At 55.6% G+C, this 16,521-nt stretch carries 16 protein-coding genes; 7 read left to right on the forward strand and 9 right to left on the reverse strand.

Annotation, left to right across the window (positions count from 1 at the left end):
* Nucleotides 1-56 precede the first annotated feature (56 nt).
* The 7 genes from PRJ_RS28200 to istA form a co-directional block, all read right to left on the reverse strand.
* Nucleotides 57-416: a histone-like nucleoid-structuring protein, MvaT/MvaU family gene (locus tag PRJ_RS28200; RefSeq protein ID WP_104963023.1), complete on the reverse strand. Its 360-nt coding sequence runs from the start codon at nt 414-416 to the stop codon at nt 57-59.
* 56 nt (nt 417-472) lie between these two features.
* Nucleotides 473-2,389, reverse strand: a complete 1,917-nt coding sequence (locus PRJ_RS28205) for a TniQ family protein (RefSeq protein WP_104963024.1) — start codon at nt 2,387-2,389, stop codon at nt 473-475.
* 238 nt (nt 2,390-2,627) lie between these two features.
* A protein-coding gene (locus PRJ_RS28215) for an IS3 family transposase (RefSeq protein ID WP_104963025.1) occupies nt 2,628-3,778 on the reverse strand; the annotation gives its coding sequence in 2 pieces (ribosomal slippage) (nt 2,628-3,541 and nt 3,541-3,778; 1,152 coding nt in all).
* A gap of 22 nt (nt 3,779-3,800) precedes the next feature.
* Nucleotides 3,801-5,390 carry a DDE-type integrase/transposase/recombinase gene (locus PRJ_RS28220; RefSeq protein ID WP_256597988.1) on the reverse strand — a complete coding sequence of 530 codons (1,590 nt, stop codon included), beginning with the start codon at nt 5,388-5,390 and terminating at the stop codon, nt 3,801-3,803.
* Complete coding sequence (locus PRJ_RS28225) at nt 5,371-5,967, reverse strand: TnsA endonuclease N-terminal domain-containing protein (protein WP_104963026.1); 597 nt, start codon at nt 5,965-5,967, stop codon at nt 5,371-5,373. Before PRJ_RS28225 ends, PRJ_RS28220 begins: the two co-directional genes overlap by 20 nt.
* Before the next feature lie 115 nt (nt 5,968-6,082).
* Nucleotides 6,083-6,838 (reverse strand): IS21-like element ISPre4 family helper ATPase IstB, encoded by a 756-nt coding sequence (gene istB / locus PRJ_RS28230; RefSeq protein ID WP_034000379.1) that lies wholly within the window; start codon nt 6,836-6,838, stop codon nt 6,083-6,085.
* A 20-nt stretch (nt 6,839-6,858) separates the two neighbouring features.
* The gene (gene istA, locus PRJ_RS28235; protein WP_034000381.1) at nt 6,859-8,373 is read right to left on the reverse strand and encodes an IS21 family transposase; all 1,515 of its coding nucleotides are present in this window, start codon (nt 8,371-8,373) and stop codon (nt 6,859-6,861) included.
* Nucleotides 8,374-9,864: 1,491 nt separating this feature from the next.
* Here istA and PRJ_RS30495 point away from each other — a divergent pair.
* The 5 genes from PRJ_RS30495 (at nt 9,865) to PRJ_RS28260 (ending at nt 12,987) form a co-directional block, all read left to right on the forward strand.
* Entirely contained in the window at nt 9,865-10,263 is a 399-nt protein-coding gene (locus PRJ_RS30495) for a hypothetical protein (RefSeq protein ID WP_256597989.1), read from the forward strand.
* Nucleotides 10,260-11,324 carry a hypothetical protein gene (locus tag PRJ_RS30500; RefSeq protein WP_256597990.1) on the forward strand — a complete coding sequence of 355 codons (1,065 nt, stop codon included), beginning with the start codon at nt 10,260-10,262 and terminating at the stop codon, nt 11,322-11,324. Before PRJ_RS30495 ends, PRJ_RS30500 begins: the two co-directional genes overlap by 4 nt.
* 164 nt (nt 11,325-11,488) lie before the next feature.
* Nucleotides 11,489-11,905 carry a hypothetical protein gene (locus tag PRJ_RS28250; RefSeq protein ID WP_158682593.1) on the forward strand — a complete coding sequence of 139 codons (417 nt, stop codon included), beginning with the start codon at nt 11,489-11,491 and terminating at the stop codon, nt 11,903-11,905.
* A 441-nt stretch (nt 11,906-12,346) separates the two neighbouring features.
* On the forward strand, nt 12,347-12,679 hold the full coding sequence (locus tag PRJ_RS28255; protein ID WP_104963029.1) for a hypothetical protein: 333 nt from the start codon (nt 12,347-12,349) through the stop codon (nt 12,677-12,679).
* Nucleotides 12,680-12,687: 8 nt separating this feature from the next.
* On the forward strand, nt 12,688-12,987 hold the full coding sequence (locus PRJ_RS28260) for a hypothetical protein (RefSeq protein WP_104963030.1): 300 nt from the start codon (nt 12,688-12,690) through the stop codon (nt 12,985-12,987).
* A gap of 155 nt (nt 12,988-13,142) precedes the next feature.
* Here PRJ_RS28260 and PRJ_RS28265 read toward each other — a convergent pair whose 3' ends face one another.
* A complete protein-coding gene (locus PRJ_RS28265; RefSeq protein ID WP_104963031.1) occupies nt 13,143-14,426 on the reverse strand; it encodes a Y-family DNA polymerase in 1,284 nt (427 codons plus the stop codon).
* Entirely contained in the window at nt 14,416-14,844 is a 429-nt protein-coding gene (locus PRJ_RS28270; protein WP_104963032.1) for a LexA family transcriptional regulator, read from the reverse strand. The genes PRJ_RS28265 and PRJ_RS28270 overlap by 11 nt, the downstream gene beginning before the upstream one ends.
* A 277-nt stretch (nt 14,845-15,121) precedes the next feature.
* Here PRJ_RS28270 and ligD point away from each other — a divergent pair, with 277 nt between their 5' ends.
* Together ligD and PRJ_RS28280 are read left to right on the forward strand one after the other, a co-directional pair.
* Complete coding sequence (ligD, locus tag PRJ_RS28275) at nt 15,122-16,075, forward strand: non-homologous end-joining DNA ligase (protein ID WP_104963033.1); 954 nt, start codon at nt 15,122-15,124, stop codon at nt 16,073-16,075.
* 18 nt (nt 16,076-16,093) lie between these two features.
* Nucleotides 16,094-16,378, forward strand: coding sequence for a hypothetical protein (locus PRJ_RS28280; RefSeq protein ID WP_104963034.1), 285 nt, complete (start codon nt 16,094-16,096; stop codon nt 16,376-16,378).
* The last annotated feature ends 143 nt before the right edge of the window (nt 16,379-16,521 follow it).

Raw genomic sequence — 16,521 nt, forward strand, 5'->3', positions numbered from 1 at the left:
TTCACGTTCGGGCTGCATCACGTTTTATCTCGTGCCAGAAGCCCTCGGCAGCGCTATCAGCTGGCGAGCCAAGACTCGACTACGTCGGCACCATACTCGTTTTTCCAGGCTTTGAGTGTGCGCTGATTACCACCCTTGGTTTCAACAATCTCACCACTGTGTGGATTCTTGTAGACCTTCACCACACGTGCTTTACGAAGTGCCTTCGGGGCAATCGAAGCGGACGCCACCGCTTGCGGATCGAGGATCATCACCACTTGCCGCAGACCGTAACCGTACTCGTTGAGCAGGGCGCGAAGCTTCGTTTCGAATTCCATTTCCTGCTTCAAGGAAGAGTCATTTTTTAGCGCTTCCAGCTCGGCCAGTTGGGCTGCGAGCTGTTGTTCGAGTAAGCGAAATTCAGCGAGACGGGACATAGGATTCTCCAGATGATGTTAGGTGATTTTAGCAACCAAAAAAGAGAGCTTGCTAACTATCTTGATCCCACATGCTTGAATCGGCTATCGCGAGGCTGAGCGATCGGCGTGGATAAAAGGGTGGTGGCGTCTGGGTCATCACTCTGCATCGCCTCACCCATTAGGTATTCAATCAGTTTTTTGCTTCTCACCCATACGTACTGCCGGCATGCTGCATTTGGTATGGTTGGTCCCGCAACGGGGCGAAACCTAGCCTCCCAAAGGAGTTTGAACGCTTCCTTGGTCGACGTTTCCAGGTACACAGCGATCTCCGGTCCCAAGATGTAGCCTCGCCTGAATCTTTCGATCGCTTGGGGCTTAACCACCAGTTGCGTACGCCTGCCGTATTCGACGTTGGTGCTCCAAAGCAGGCCAAGCCGAACAAACGCGTAAGCGCATTCTTCTTTAACACCCAATAGCGCAGCTGCTTTGACCACCGATAAACCGGGTAGGGTTAAGCCCTTGCCCCCTGTTCGGGCTTGTTGCCACGATGCAAACTCTTGCGCCTTGAGTAACCACGCCCCCACACCAACCGGGCCAGTCTCGGCCTGTCGGTAAGCACGAAGTTCACCTGCACGTATTGCCTGAACCAACTCGACCAACCCCCCCCCCTTGGGCAGAGAATGCTTGGCCAAGTAGTTGATCGTCACCAGACTCTGGTCAGTGCTGGTGGGCAGCTTCTCATCAATCATTTCGTTGATCGAGCGGCGGTCAATGAGCCACCTTTCGCCTGGGCGCGGTTCTCCACCAAAGAACTGGAGGGTACCGGCAGCCAGCAGCTGCCTAACCCGTGTGTGACAGAGGCTTAGTAAATTCACGGTTTGTTTCATATCAACCGCGCCCTGGATTTGCTGCGAGATTACCTTCAACTGATCCAAGTCCACGACCGTAAAAACACGATCTTCATGGGGCTTCTCCCGATAGGCGATTTGTCCCTGCTGATGGAGGCGTTTTACGACTGATACCCCGAGACCACAAGCTTCAGCAGCAGAAGCGAAGGAGACCCAACGATGTCTCTCAATCGTCTCCTCCCTCAAATTGCGATTTCGCTTCGCTAACGGTGCTTCCCACGCATGCTGCAGAAATGATTCGAACTCTCGACGAAGAAAGTCAAAACAAGGGTCATCCAGATCACGGTGGATGTCGTGGTATATCGGGCCGAACGATCTGCTGAGCGTCCAATGTTCGTTATCGGAATGGACTGCCTTGAGGCCACTCAGCAGTTCTCTGAATGCGAGAGGCCAGTTCATGAGAACCACGCCCGCCGCGTTTGCCATAAGCCGCGATATCTCTAGCGAACCTGAATCAGCAACCTTCAGCGGCTGGGTTCTTTCCGTAGGCAAACTTCTGACAGCGAGACGCGATGACAACTCGTGAAACTGTTCGTAGGTGAGGGCAGCCAATCCCGCGTCAGTTGGCAACGCTTCGGCGTAAAACCTATCTTCAAAGCCAGAGGTGAGCCAGGCGGCTGTACCACTCGCCGGCGCGATCTCAAAACTGGTCCCGCACAAAGAGGTGCCACACGCTTGGCAACAATTCGCACTCATCGCGCTTGGATCGGTTTCCTTCAAACAGTTGGGGCACCGCCCGTGGAGTTCAGTGCCGTGGACAGAACATGTCGTAACCAGCGTCAAGCCCCAGCTTTCTCTCCAATAACCGGCTTCGCTCAAACAGATCGGACAGTAACGCGCGTGATGAGTCGTCCATAGCTTGACCCCTTTAGGCTTAGGATCACGAAACTCAGCAGCGACCGTAGGCCAGCTCAGTGGTCCCTCCATCATCTGCAGCCAGTCCGCAACATCAGTCTCGTCGGCTCGTGCAAAGGCTGTGAGCAGTTCCTTTCTGGGTAATCCGTTGGCTTTCGCCAAGCGCTGCAGGTACCCCAAAAGACTTTCGTCGTGGTGTGGTCGTGGGTTGATTAAAAGACCAAACATTCCTATACATCCATGAAATCGAAGACATAAAAATCGAGGGAGTAGAGCCGGGCTAATAAGCCCGGCCCGTGGCCGTCAGGTATTGCTCCCTTCGAACGTCTCAAAAGGCTCCCGCTTCCCAAACAGAGGCTGGAAATTGAAGCTCGCACTGAAGGGGTTTCGATCCTCGGTGGCGTAGCTCCAAACCTCGTCTTCAAAAGCCTGGGCCAGCACAGGAAGTTGAATCGCCCCGGGTTCCCTAGACACTCTCCAAGCTCAGAAAATAGCGTTTCTCATACTCTACTGGCGACAGCTGCATAGCACTGCTGTGTCGACGCTTGGGGTTATAGAACATCTCGATGTAATCGAAAATATCACTTCGGGCTTCGTCACGCGTTGCGTAGATCTTTCGTCGGATTCGCTCCCGCTTCAAAAGCTGGAAAAAGCTCTCGGCTACGGCATTGTCGTGGCAGTTTCCCCTTCGGCTCATGCTACTGATCACATTGTTGGCTTTCAGGAAGCTTTGCCAATCTGAGCTACTGAACTGACTGCCTTGGTCTGAGTGAATCATCACTTGCTGCTGTGGCTTGCGTCGCCACACGGCCATCAGCATGGCGTCGATGGCTAGGTCGCTGCTCATCCTGGGCTTCATTGACCAACCAATGACTTGGCGAGAGAACAGATCCAGCACTACCGCCAGATACAGCCACCCTTCGTAGGTGCGGATGTAGGTGATATCGGTCACCCAGACCTTATTCGGCTCACTGACCTTGAACTGCCTGGCCAGATGGTTGGGCGATGCCGCTTTTGGTTTTCCGCCATAAAACCCAGTACGACGGCGATAGCCCGTTTGAGAACGCAGCCCCTCTGCCTGCATCAAGCGACCGACTCGATTTCGCCCACAGATCTCTCCTAGCTCTCGCAGGTCATCGTGAATCTTGCGATAGCCATACACGCCGCCGCTTTCTAACCAGGCCTGCTTGATCAAACCAAGCAGGCGCTGATCTTCTTTGGCTCGGGCAGATTGAGGCTCGGCCAGCCAAGCGTAGTAGCCGCTGGGATGCACCTTGAGGGTTTGGCAAAGGCGACGCACTGGGTAATCCGTCGAGTGCTTGTTGATGAAGGCGTACTTCAGCCGCACTCCTTGGCAAAGTACGCGGCGGCCTTCTTTAATATGTCTCGCTCTTCTGTCACCCGCTTGAGTTCAGCGCGCAGCTTGCGCAGTTCAGCCTGCTGTTCATTGTCTTGCTGACGCTGCTCTTGGGGCTTGCTGTAGACCTTGATCCAGGCGTAAAGGCTGTGCACGGACATGCCCAGGCGCTGGGCGACCTCGGCGACAGGTTTGCCTTTTTCGGTCACTTGCTTGACCGCTTCGATCTTGAATTCTTCGGGGTAACGCTGACGACTCATGGCACCTCCTATTTGGGCCTCATTATGAGGCTTGGAGGTGTCTACGAAACCAGGGGCGATTCACGTTTACCTTTTCCCCGTCTGCCAAACGCATACGTAGTTCAGCAAGTTCCGTAGAGTGGTAGCCCACTTTGGCTACCTCGATGCCGTAATGGTGAACCTTCACCGAGGCCCGCTTGGCCAGAATGCACTCCAACGAATCCAGGTCGACGGGAAGGCTAATGACATGGTTCGCCTCGCTAGTCCCCCAGACTTGAGCCGGTGTTCTGTTGTCCAGCCCCCGATGAGGAGTCTGGTGGTAACCATCGACGATCCATTTCACTACCACCGCTTCCAATTGAGGGAGCGTGAAGCATGCATTCTTCTCCGAGTCGTAATCGCCACGCTGCTGGATATTTGAGAAGGTGGTACCCGGGAGGTTGTGGATAAGCCCCAGGTTCTGTGTGCTGAAAAAGCGTTCGACGGCACCTTTCCTTTGAGGGGCTCTGGAAGCGGGATACATTATCTCGATACCCAACTCGTTGAACCCCATGATGAGATCACCCGCGTGAAATTCCGCCGCGTTGTCTGGGACGATGCGAGCCGGCAGCCCACGTGCCCACCATTCATTTCTCACTTTAGGAAAACGCTTCAGCAGTTCGGCCTTTGGGCGGATTGAGCGTTCGATCACACGAAGCACGGTCTCCGTATTTGGCGCCGACAGGTGAAGCAGATATCCCATCACCATTCGAGAGAAACGGTCGAGGACGATCGTCAGATAGGGGCGCCCAATGCACAGCCCCGAGGTTTCATCCACAAGCTGTACGTCCAATAGCGTGTGATCAATCTCCCACCGTTCCAAAATCTCATGGACACGTAGGACACCCGCCGCAACGCGGTGCTTTTTGTCTGCTGCGTGTTTTCCGAGCCTCTCCTTATCCACAAGGTACGGATCCAGCTTGGCGATGTACCTTCGGACAGTCATTCCGCTTGGGATCTTGAGCTGATCCGAAGACAAACGACTTTTGTTCCGCTCTTTTATCTGGTCCTCGAATTCTGAAACGACCACGCTGACCGCAGGAATCGTATCCTGCAGGTAGGTTTTATTAATCACGCCTTCAAGAATAACTTCGAGCTCTCCCTGTATCGCGGGGGCCCGTCCCTTTTTGGCATGCTGAGGGATAAGCTTTACTACGTTCTGGCCAATGTATTTGGCTGCCCAACGTCGAATGGTGGAAACCGAGGGTGCGCACGCATCCCCAATCTTTTTGGCGATTTCTCTAAGTGTCTTGATCATGTCTTCGTCACCCGGTAGCTTGTATTTACCGCGCTTAGTTAGGTCGTCCAGATACTTGCGTCGGCGCAATGCTTCATCCCCATGTTTTTTGGGGAAGCATGAGATGTCTGGAGGGATGTTCCGTACATACGGAACCTTCCCGAGATAAGGCTGATCAGCGGAGATCTCGATCTCGCGCTTCTCGTAGGCCTCATAGAACTCCTTTTCGGATAGCTTCGTGGGCTCACCAAGCTCATCGAAAAAGAGCAGCTTCCGGTCGATAAGCCTCTTCTCAAGCACCATCAGTACGCCACGAACGATGACGACCAATTTCACCCTAAGGGAAAAGGTTTGCATGGCGGTGCCCCCCTTGCAGGAAGACCGGGGAATTAGTGTCAATTGACCTATCTAGGTCAATACCCACCACCCCAAGGCCTAACAAGCGCCAGGCTTTCCTCTCACCAACCACGCAGAGCAAATCTGCAACGGTCATAGGCGGCCATTCGTTGAAGGCCGCCATTACCTCCTCCAACGCCTGATGCGAAAGCTCTGGACCGCGCCGGTGATACATCAACCTTCTAAGATTGGTAGCCAGGGGTTCAGCTTCAATTAACTTTTCAGTGATCACCGAAAAGTTACGGGCAGTGGCGTTGAAGTAGCGCTCAGCGGCATCCAGTCGCTGCCTGACGCTGGCAATCTTCAGTCGGTCGTGAGGCTTCACTTCAAACCACCACTCGCGCCCATCCGCGAGGAAAACCTGTACGTCTGGGTAATATTTGAAGTAGCCCTGGAGCGATGGAACACGTTCCTCACTGGGCTGCGGGACGTAGCCGATGACCGCAGGAGACAGCTCAAGAAGCCGAAAAAGAGCGCCTTCGAGCTGGGACTCCCAGGGCACAGGCTTTTTATTTTTGAGCGATGGTGCGGATTCCACGACACTTGGACACTCAGCCCACGATCATTTGGACACTCGTTCCATGCTCACTTGGACACCTGATCCACGTCCACTTGGACAGGCAGTCGGAGCGCAGCGACGCAGGTTTGCATTGTTAGTCTGAAGTCTCTGTCGCCGTCAATTTCGTTGCGCGTCTGCGCATCGATTCGCCCTTCAGTTCGATCCGATAAGCGTTGTGCACCAGCCGGTCGAGGATCGCATCGCCCAAGGTCGGGTCGCCGATCAGCGCATGCCATTTGTCCACCGGCATCTGGCTGGTGACCAGCGTCGAGCGGTTGCCGTAGCGGTCGTCCAGCAGTTCAAGCATGTCGCGCCGCTGCGCAGCGGTAAACGGCGCCAAGCCCCAGTCGTCCAGGATCAGCAGGTCGGTCTTGGCATAGCCGGCCATGAGTTTGGCGAAACGGCCGTCGCCGTGAGCCAGGCCCAGCTCCTCCATCAAGCGCGGCAAGCGCAGGTAGCGCACGCTGTAACCGTCGCGGCAGGCCTTGTGAGCCAGCGCGCAGGCGAGCCAGGTTTTGCCTACGCCCGTTGGGCCGCCGATGATCAGGTTCAGGCCGTCGCGCAGCCATTGGCCGCTGCCCAGTTGCAGGATCAGGGACTTGTCCAGGCCGCGTGGGCTGCGGTAATCGATGTCTTCCAGGCAGGCGTTATGGCGCAGTCGTGCCAGTTTCAGGCGGCTGCTCAGACGCGTGTTTTCACGTTCGGTCAGCTCGCGGTCGACCATCAGGCCGAGGCGTTCGTCGAAGCTCAGATCATTGATATCGGGCGTGGCGTGTTGCTCGCTCAGCGCCTTGATCATGCCGTGCAGGCGCAGGGTTTGCAGCTTGTCGAGTGTCGGGTTGGGCAGCATTTTGGTGCTCCTTTTTCAGGTCAGTGGTAGTAGCCAGGGCCGCGCAGGTTGATGTGTTCGTCGGGCAGTAGCGGCAGGTTTTGCTGGGACAGCGGTAGCTTTTCCAGCCCTTGGCGCAGGATCGATTCAAGGCTTTTGTAGCTGCACGCGCCCAGTGCCAGCGCTCGCTGGCAAGCGGCTTCCAGCCGCTCTTCGCCGTGCTGCTTGCTCAGGCGCAGGATGCCCAGGCAGGCGCGGAAGCCGTGCTGAGGATGGATTCGGCGCTCAAGGATGTAGGCGATAACGCCAGCGGTGTTAGGCCCGGTCTGCTCGGCCCAGCGGATCAGCCGTTGCGGTGTCCATTCGGCGTGCTCCCGGTGGCTCTTGGGCATGTGCTCGGTTTGGGTGGTGTGGCGGCCTTTGTGCAGCGAGCGCAGGTGACTGGCCACCCGCTGGTTGGCGTGGAAGCACTCGACGGTCTTAGCGGTTAGCCGCACTTCGAGTTGGTGCTTCACCAGCTGGTACGGCACCGAGTAGTAATGGCCCTCGACCTCGACGTGATAGTCGATGTGCACCCGCGCCTTTTTCCATTCGGCGTAGACATACGGATGTTCTGGTAGCGGTTGCAGTGCGGGTTGGTCGATGGTCTCGAAGGCCGAGCGGCGTGAGCCGGGCAGCTTCTTGAAGGGCTTTTGATTGAGGCGTTCGAGCAGCAGGCTGATTGCCGTGTTGAGTTCTCCGAGCGAGAAGAACTGGCGGTTGCGCAGCACTGCCAGGATCCAGCGCTCGACCACTTGCACACCCACTTCAACCTTGGCTTTGTCCTTGGGTTTACGCGAACGCGCGGGCAGTACGGCTACGCCGTAATGCTCGGCGAGATCGCGGTAACTGGGGTTGATGTCCGGCTCGTAGCGATGCGCCTTGGTGACGCCACTGCGCAGATTATCGGGCACCAGGATCTGCGATGTGCCGCCGAAAAAAGCAAAACAGCGGGCGTGCGAGCCCAGCCAGTCGGGCAGTTTCTGCGACCAGGTGGCCTCGGCAAAGGTGTAGCTGGACGCGCCGAGGACGGCGACGAAGATCTGGGCCTGACGGATTTCACCGGTCTGTCGGTCGATGATGGGCGCGGTCTGTCCGGCGTAATCGACGAACAGCTTTTCGCCGGCACGGTGCTCCTGGCGCATGACAACGTCGACCTTGGCGGCCCAGAGGCGGTAGTGCTCGCAGAACCAGCTGTATTGGAAGCCTTGCGGGTGAGCGAGTCGATATTCCTGCCAGAGTAGGGCCAAAGTGACGCCGGGGCGGCGTAACTCGGCATGCGCCCAAGACCAGTCAGGCATCGGACGTTGATCGCTGGGAACTGTTGGTGCTGGAGGGAACAGGCATCGCTCCAGTTCGGCATCCGATAACAATGTCGGCCAACTCAGCCCGCAAGCGTTGAAACGGTGCAAGTAATTGCCCGCACTGCCGCTACTGATGCGCAGGCTGGCGGCGATCTTGCGCACGGACAGGCCAGCGTCGAACTTTAGACGTAGTACCTCTCGGATTTTACGCATGGATATACGCTCCACGATGACCTCTTCGCTTCGAGAAAAGAGGTCGATGGTAGTGAATAATCCTGCGTTGCTGCCTGCCTGAGCATGGATCGGATCAGTGGAACATCACTGTCCAAGTGCTTGTGGAATCAGTGTCCAAGTGGCCGTGGAATGAGTGTCCAAGTGGCCGTGGAATGAGTGTCCAAGTCAGCGTGGACTGGGTGTCCAAGTGCGCATGGAATCCCCAGCGATGGGAAGTAGCCGCGGTAATGGTTGGACCGCCGCGTGACCACCTTTCGTACTGTCATGAAACACCTCCGAAAATCTCGAAACGAGCGCCGACGCTGCGCCAAAAAATCAAGGCGCAGAGCGGGCGAAGTGAGGCCTTTCGACAGGCAACACTGTGCCGTCGAGTGGCCTCGCTAAGGTCGAAAAGATGGGAGAGGATTGACAGCCGCTTCGAAAAAGCAGACATTGCGGATTCTCAGTACGCAAGTCAGCTTCGCTAAGCGCGGTCAGTCCTCTGAGGATTGGTCGCGTTTTTCTACATTTTGAGGCCTCCTTTTCTGCTCATAAGTCATGACCCTCATGACTGATCAGAATCTCAAGCAAGCGGCTTGCTCTATTTACTTCTAAACCGCCACGTGGTGATTGCCCGAGCAGTTTTGATCTGATCTGAAGTTCTCGCTCCAACCAGCTGATTGGATTACAAATCTTCAGAGCGATGCTGAAAAAGTTAGTCATAGATCTTATTCCAACATCACTTCGAAATCTACAATAAATCTAATTCGGCAAGTTCTGCTCAATACTGCCTCGATACTAAGTTTCTAAAAATAGATACTTAACAAGTATGTGTAATTAACTATTAACTTGTACGAGTATAAATTTTGGAATCGCAGCAATCCCTCAACACCTAAGGTCCGCCGCTGACCTTTTCAGTTTTCCCGGCTGCCCATCAGATCCCTTCCTCAATGCATCCCCATCCCCCTGAAATTCCAACGAGTGGAGTAGGGCGTACCGGCGGAACTCCGGGCAAAAAAAAAGCCCGCGATGGCGGGCTTGATGGTGACCGACGGGGACCAGGTTCGCAGTCCCGGTCGGTCAACTATTTGTGAAACCGTGCAGCTATTCTGTGAACCTACACCCGGCAGATCTTAATTCCTAGAAAACACGGCCCCTCACTGCGCAGTTTAGCCTAGCCAATCTGATCATCTACAGATAGATTATGTTTACGCGTTATGAATCGATAGTGTGAGGGGTGGCATGGGCGTAAATAGAAATGCTGATGGATCATTAGCCACGAGCTTAGCTGTAGAGCGCTCTGTGGTGACAAAACTTGTCATCACGGGAGCTGTAAACCTTGACCCGATCACCGTCTTTCTGGAGGACCTCGGGTCCCGACTGTCTCCACGTGATGACGGCCCAGATAGTGTCAGTTGTCAGGGTAACCTAACCATTCGTTGCGCAGGGGAGAGTTGGACCTCCTACTGGGGTGGCATGGGTTCAAGGACGGTGACTGAGTTCGTTGCCAAGTGCAGTGATGAGTACATCCTGAATTGCCTCAGCCGCGGCCTGAGCAGCACTCGATTCAGCGCAAAGGCTCTTAAACAGCTCTCAGCACGGTGCATCATCGATCGCCGACGGGAGCAGAGCGGTACTGATTGGGAGCTGGGGTATCTCGACGCAGAGGATGCACGTTCGCTGTACAGGAGGCTCGATGAGCTTCGCGATGTTGAATCGTTGCGGGACTGCTGGAGTCATTCCGAGCTCCTATCCCTTTTGTTCGGTGATGAATGGCATTACCCCGTCGATCGAGCTACCGAACCAAACCCGGACTACATGTACCTGCTGCGCATAGTCCAAGCTGTCCAGCAAGCGCTCACACAACCTGTCGAGGTGGCGGCAGCATGAACAGTTCTGGACAGCGGACAACTCTGCCGCCCTTCGCTAACCTGGTCATCCGAAAACTGCAGCGCTTTGACGAATGCGCCAGCGATGGCCAAGGCGCTGACATTGGCACCCAGTGGTTTGATGTTCTCACCCATCTGGGCTTGCTCAAGCGAGTTCAGCGAAGCCCGGCCCTATGGCAGGTCACCGATCAAGGGGAGCAGCTCTTGGAGCACCAGGCAGGCCCCCAGCGCAGCGAGGATGCTGTGCGGGTTGAAGCGGTCGCTGTGACACGCACTGATGAGGAAGGAATGCGGCTTGAGTGGCTGCTTGAGGGCGGCATCGCAGCGCTGGAGCATGCGGATCAGTTCCTACTGATTGCTCATGGCTCGATCACGGACGAGGAGGGCGCTGGCGAGGTCTATCTGAAAGCTCCAGCTATGCCGTCCGCAGAGCAGCGCGACATGGCTCGGGTATACGACGTCATTGGTCTGCACCATGGACACCCTGTGGGCGTGCTGCTGACGAACTTGGGTAACATCAAGCGCTTCTCGGACTACCTGGGAGCAGTGGAGCGCGCATTCTTCATGGTTCCAGGTGAGCCGTCGGAAGAAGTCGAAGATGCAGGCGCATCCATCGACGAAGAGTGCCTGTTGAATAAATTCCCGGCGACCAGTACTGAGCATTACGTTAATCAATTCCGTGAGGCCTTGATCACGATCGGGGCCTTACCGCGTAACGAGTCTGGTATCTCGGAAGTCGACGAGCTCAGGTCCGAATGCAGCCTGTTGAGAGCCCAGCTGGCTGAGTTGCCGGCGTACATTGCAGCGCTTGAAAAATTCCAGGCCGAGGACGGCGATTTTATCCGCCTCGCCGATGTGCTCGCAGCACTTTCAGCCTGTGCCGACCGGACACAGGCAACCGGTTATCGTCTGTTGGCTCCAGGCGAGAAGATGCGTGCTGATGACCAGTTTTTGGCTGACGACGCAGCTACCTGGAGCCAGCTTGCAGAAAACCCGTTGTTTATCGGCATGCCCTATTCACGCGGCTTGCTCCCGGTGCGCCGGGTAGCTTCTTCGGCATAAGGCACCACCACCCTCAACCCGGCCTGGCCGGGTTTTTTATGGGTCGAATTCAGGGAGCAAGCGGGTGCGGCCGACTTTCACTCTCCCGGCACCAGGGCTGGAGGCAGATCTTCATGCTGCGTGTGGTTCATCTCATTGGCACTAGGACAACGTCGAGGTATGCCATGACCTGTTTCATCGCGATTAAAACCAGCTGCACCATTCCTGAAAAAATGCATGTTCATTCTGTTCTGAATGAGCAAGGCCTTGTGGGTAATCGTTACCCCAGGACTATGGAGCAAGTACCTCGCGCAGTTCGCGAGTACTTCGAGCAGCTTCCGCTCGGTCCCGAAGCAACGAGTATTTTTTCGAACGAGGTGGAAGCTCTATCTGATCGTAAGGCAGCTGCTGGCTCTCTCGGACAGGCGCTTGAAGCACTGCCGGATTCGAAAGTACGAGGCCCAGTTAGGACTGCGCGCATTAAATGTAAATTGGCGGCGCAATACGGTAAGTCGCATACGGACCTGACTGACCGCTACTGCGAAGTGAGCGAGCTGCTCCATAAGGGCGGTGTGACAATCCATTTAAACAAAAACATATAAGCGCGTAGCGCTTGATAGGGGTAAAACATGAAAGCAGATGTCGGCAGTTTCGTTAAGCACGCCCGCCGTGTAAATCGTGTGGTTGTCCAGTGGAAGAAGCAGGGCGAGCACGCCAAAGCAGTTTACTGCCAGGGCATTCGTAAGCTTTGGATGTCTGAGGCTCGCCGAGCCGCTACATGACCTACCTCATTTATCTCTGTATCGAGCGGACTAACCAAAAGTTAACATTATGACCAATCACTAAACGGTTAATACTCACATCAACATGATCCGCGCTGGCGACACAGTTCTCCACAACGGCAAGCTTCGCACCGTCTGCAACTCGGACATCAAATTCCGCGGTTTCATGGGGACGACGCTTTTTGGTGACAGCTATCGCTTGGGCACTGTACTCGTGCAGCTAGCCTGTATCAATCGCGCCATCTAACAAGGAAAGCCCATATGCAATACAAAGTGACTTACCTGCTTGGTGACCAAGTGCGTGAAGCTGTTATGACACAGAAAGAACTGGATGAGTGCCGAAGCCGCTGTGGGGTGATCGAAGCGGTTATCGTCAGCGACCAGGAGACCTCTGCCACGGATTCCAATTCTGAAGGTCCGGAAAACGATGGTTGGACAGAATTTTCCTATGGTGACAAGCGCTGGTCGTTCGATTCTGATCAGTTGGCACTATGGGATGAACAGTTACAGGGATTTGATTTCTTTGGTTACCATATGCTGGTTAAACCCACAATTGAGTCAGTCACTGATTTTATTAAACGTCATGGTCACTAGGATTGGATATGATCAGCCTCGACTTCAATATAAAATACAGCCAAGCCGCTACGCAGTTGATAAGGGCTGGTATCTGCAGCGCGGAACACATTCCTTCTCTGGATGACATGAAAGACGCAATACTCCAAGGTCAGGAGTGTGAGCAGATATCATCGCCGTACTTTGAAGCATTCTTTGACTGGTGGGATTACTATACAGCCATTGAGCAAATCGAGAGTGGCTTCTCTGCAGAGGACCAAAAACCAATCCTTTTAGTTGCCTACGAGGCGCTAATAGCGTCTGGAGAGCTGTGCTCCGCATGGCATTAGTGTTGGGATTTAGGGCATCAGTTCAACATGTAATCACGAGGAGTGAGGATCACAACAAAACCAGACGGCGCCGGCAATATGTGGCGTATTGGGTTTCTACATTAAAGCTACACAGACCCGGCCTAAAGCCGGGTTTTTTTTTGAGAAGACGGGCCTCATCGGCAATGAACCCTCCACAATTGCTCCCAGCTTGTCATGTAACTGGGGCTCAGTAGTTCTCGACGCATACCCCAATCCGGGGTCAACGGTACCGCAGCGGTTCGCAGACAGTCATGCCCCCAGCGCTGGTTGATCTTATCCATCGTGGTCATAAGTGCGTCAGTGCGCTCAGGCTGGCTCGGGGTGAACAGGTCCTGGGTGTACTCCCCTCGCTTGCGCAGATCCATCAGCAGTACCTCGGCCTTGCTGTAGGCGTAACCTTGGCGGTAAATTCCATCGAGTGCACGCAGCGCGTAGCGCGTGAGCTGCCGCACGTCATCGGTTGGATAAGCCGGAATAGTCGTTGCGGCATTTGCATACTTCGGCCCGTCCCCATGGAACGAAGTCTGAATGCCGACGCGCAAGGCACCGCACAGTGATCGCTGCATGCGCAGCTTCTCAGCGGCTCGGTGAATGTAGGTCGCCAGTGCTTCCTGTAGGCCCTTGAGCGTACGCACTCGCTGGCCAAACATCTTGCTGGAACAGATCGACTGCTTTGGCGGCACAGATTGCTCTAGGTCCATGCAAGACTCGCCCTGTAGCTCCCTGATTGTTCGCTCCAGTAGAACACTGTATTTGCGGCCCATTGCTCGTGGGTCTGAGAGCGACAATTCCCAGGCCGTACTAATCCCGTCGCGAGCCAGATTATCGCGCATTCGTCGACCGATCCCCCATACCTCATCGACCGGCATTCGCCGGAGCAACCATTCGATAGCCTCCGGCTTGCGCAGATCCACCACGCCACCCGTTTTCTCCCGCCATACCTTCGATGCGTGCTGCGCCGCCTTGGCGAGGGTTTTGGTGTGCCCGATACCAACGCCAACCGGCAGCGCGGTCCACTGCAGTACCCGGGCTTGGATGGCACGGCCAACATCGATGATCGGCTCGGGCACGCCATCGAGCCGTATGAACAGCTCGTCAATTGAATATCGTTCCCAAGCGGGTACTAGAGATTCTATGGCAAGGCCGACGCGATGACTCAATTCGCCATACAAGCCATAATTGCTACTGAACACTGCGACGCCGTTCTGCTCCAAGAACCTGCGGACCTTGAAGTACGGGTCGCCCATCTTCAAACCGAGAGCTTTGGCCTCGTTTGTTCGAGCCACGATGCAGCCATCCGAGTTGGAGAGAACGACGACAGGACGCTGTCGAAGCTCCGGTCGAAAAATGCGCTCACAGCTGCAGTAGAACGAGTTGACGTCCACCAGGCCAAACACGGGGCGGGGTTCAATGTGCATGAGGTGTCAGACTCCAGACCACGACTCCGAATACTTCGATTGAGTCGTATTGGCTGGGTGCGATGTTTGGATAGTCAGGGTTGGCTGACTCCAGGATCCAGCCGGCCGGGGACTTGGCCAGTCGCTTTACCAATGGCTGATTATCGACGTACGCGAGGACGATATGTCCGGCGCTGGGTGTGATCGAGCGGTCCACTACCAGCAAGCCACCATTGAAAATGCCGGCGTCACGCATGCTGTCGCCTTCTACCTGAACCAGCCAGACATGGGGGGCGCGAATGTTCAGCCGCTCATCCAAGGATAGCGGTGGTTCGTAGTAGTCAGCCGCTGGGCTTGGGAACCCCCCCGCTGCGCAGCCGGCGAGGACGTGCAGCAACTCTTTGGAGGCGGCGAGTGGGTAGGGTGTGAGCGCGTTCATTAAGCACCATGAATTACTGTTCGCATATACAGTAATGCAGGCTGCTCGGCGCGGCTAGAGCGGCGTAGACGAAAGGCGGATCTTCCGCCCACCAAGGGCCATTTCTCACCAAGCACAAAGGGGCGCGATCCAGAACCAAGCGGGTGGTGAATGCCATTATTGTGACACACGTGCTGGTCAATCCGTATGCTGGGCAGTCTCCCAAGGAAAACAACATCGGATCTTTTCGCCTGTTGAATACTCAAATAATAACTGTGGTCCAGTAGGCGGGATCGTCATGGCCGGTAAGAAAGTCCCGATGCCTGAGCGGATGAACCCGCAGCTGGTGAGCATGGTGGCTAGGCCGCCGGCCGCGGGTTGGCGGTGGGAAGTTAAGCTCGACGGGTATAGATTCCTTGCTCGGATTGATGGACCGATCGTCCAGTTATTTACCAAGAATGGCCACGACTGGACAAAGAAGCTTCCCCGTATCGCCAAATGTCTCGCCCGGCTTCCAGTCCGCTCGGCCTGGTTGGATGGCGAGGTGGTCTTCCAGCAGGAGGACGGCATGCCTGCATTTCACATGTTGAAGCCTGCTTTCGATGCCGGAAAAACGGACGATCTCCATTACGCAATTTTCGACATGCCTTACCTGAATGGAGTGGACTTGCGTGGTGAGCCGCTTGAGCTGCGTCGCCAGGCCCTTGAGGCACTGCTGGATTACTGCCCTCTGGAACAAATCCGGTTCAGCCCCTCGCTCGATGCTGATCCAGTACAGCTTCTCGCCAACTGTGCCCGCCTGGGGCTTGAAGGCATCGTTGGAAAGCGCGATGGCAGCCTCTACACGGGCGAGCGGGACGGCGCCTGGATCAAACTCAAGTGCTGGAACAGGGCAGAGTTTGTGATTGTCGGGCTCACTAAGTCGGCTGCAGGGATCCGCTCGTTACTGTTGGGTGTTCATGATGACGACGGGCGATTGGTGTATGCCGGCCGTGTGAGTTCTGGCATCGACAGAATCAGTTCACAAATCCTTCTCGCTTCTCTTGTGCAACTCACACGAGAGAGATCTGCCCTGTGTGATCCGCCGCAACTGGGCAGGAATGTTGTTTGGCTGGAGCCTCTGCAGGTCTGTGAAGTGCAATTTGCCGAGCTCACCCCCGCCGGCAAGGTGCGGCACCCGGTGTTCATCGGTCTTCGTGATGACAAGCCTGCCGCAGGAATCAGCTTAGAGACAGACACGGATCAGCTTTGAGCAGGCCGGGAGGGTAACGTGTATGAAGTCCATATCGACGCTGAGGGATGTGTGATTCAGTGTGAAATTACTGAAATCATCGAAGCGGAGTCTAGCCCTGGTATCTGGTCGAGTGACTGGGATGCTAAGGGATACCGGGAAATGGAATATCGGGTGGTCTCCGGCATTGTCTATGACGAGAGTGGTGCCGCAACAGCACTCGGCCGGAACGGCTGCGCAGAGCTTGCAGAACGGTACGGCGAATTTATCGAACAAGCTCTTTGGAAGCAGCTCGATGCTGCCCACCTGGATAGTACCCTGTAGCCTTGCCCAGGTACAGCGCCTATACCGACTTGGCGCTGATCAACTTTATCGTCGAGCGCGCAATGCTCCAGGCAGGAAGGTCAGCCTGCCCATAGGGACAAGCCCGCCAGCTCTCGGCGGTCCTTTCCCTGGTCGAGGACTAG

Origin of the sequence: Pseudomonas sp. XWY-1 (assembly GCF_002953115.1) — a bacterium.
Lineage (GTDB): Bacteria > Pseudomonadota > Gammaproteobacteria > Pseudomonadales > Pseudomonadaceae > Aquipseudomonas > Aquipseudomonas alloputida.

Coding starts and splice junctions, on each gene's coding strand:
- PRJ_RS28270 (WP_104963032.1), bottom strand. CDS start 14,844: ATGAACGCGCTCACACCCTACCCACTCGCCGCCTCCAAAGAGTTGCTG.
- istB (WP_034000379.1), bottom strand. CDS start 6,838: ATGCTGCCCAACCCGACACTCGACAAGCTGCAAACCCTGCGCCTGCAC.
- PRJ_RS28220 (WP_256597988.1), bottom strand. CDS start 5,390: ATGCAAACCTTTTCCCTTAGGGTGAAATTGGTCGTCATCGTTCGTGGC.
- PRJ_RS28260 (WP_104963030.1), top strand. CDS start 12,688: ATGATCAGCCTCGACTTCAATATAAAATACAGCCAAGCCGCTACGCAG.
- istA (WP_034000381.1), bottom strand. CDS start 8,373: ATGCGTAAAATCCGAGAGGTACTACGTCTAAAGTTCGACGCTGGCCTG.
- PRJ_RS28200 (WP_104963023.1), bottom strand. CDS start 416: ATGTCCCGTCTCGCTGAATTTCGCTTACTCGAACAACAGCTCGCAGCC.
- PRJ_RS28205 (WP_104963024.1), bottom strand. CDS start 2,389: ATGTTTGGTCTTTTAATCAACCCACGACCACACCACGACGAAAGTCTT.
- PRJ_RS28255 (WP_104963029.1), top strand. CDS start 12,347: ATGCAATACAAAGTGACTTACCTGCTTGGTGACCAAGTGCGTGAAGCT.
- PRJ_RS28265 (WP_104963031.1), bottom strand. CDS start 14,426: ATGCACATTGAACCCCGCCCCGTGTTTGGCCTGGTGGACGTCAACTCG.
- PRJ_RS30500 (WP_256597990.1), top strand. CDS start 10,260: ATGAACAGTTCTGGACAGCGGACAACTCTGCCGCCCTTCGCTAACCTG.
- PRJ_RS28250 (WP_158682593.1), top strand. CDS start 11,489: ATGACCTGTTTCATCGCGATTAAAACCAGCTGCACCATTCCTGAAAAA.
- ligD (WP_104963033.1), top strand. CDS start 15,122: ATGGCCGGTAAGAAAGTCCCGATGCCTGAGCGGATGAACCCGCAGCTG.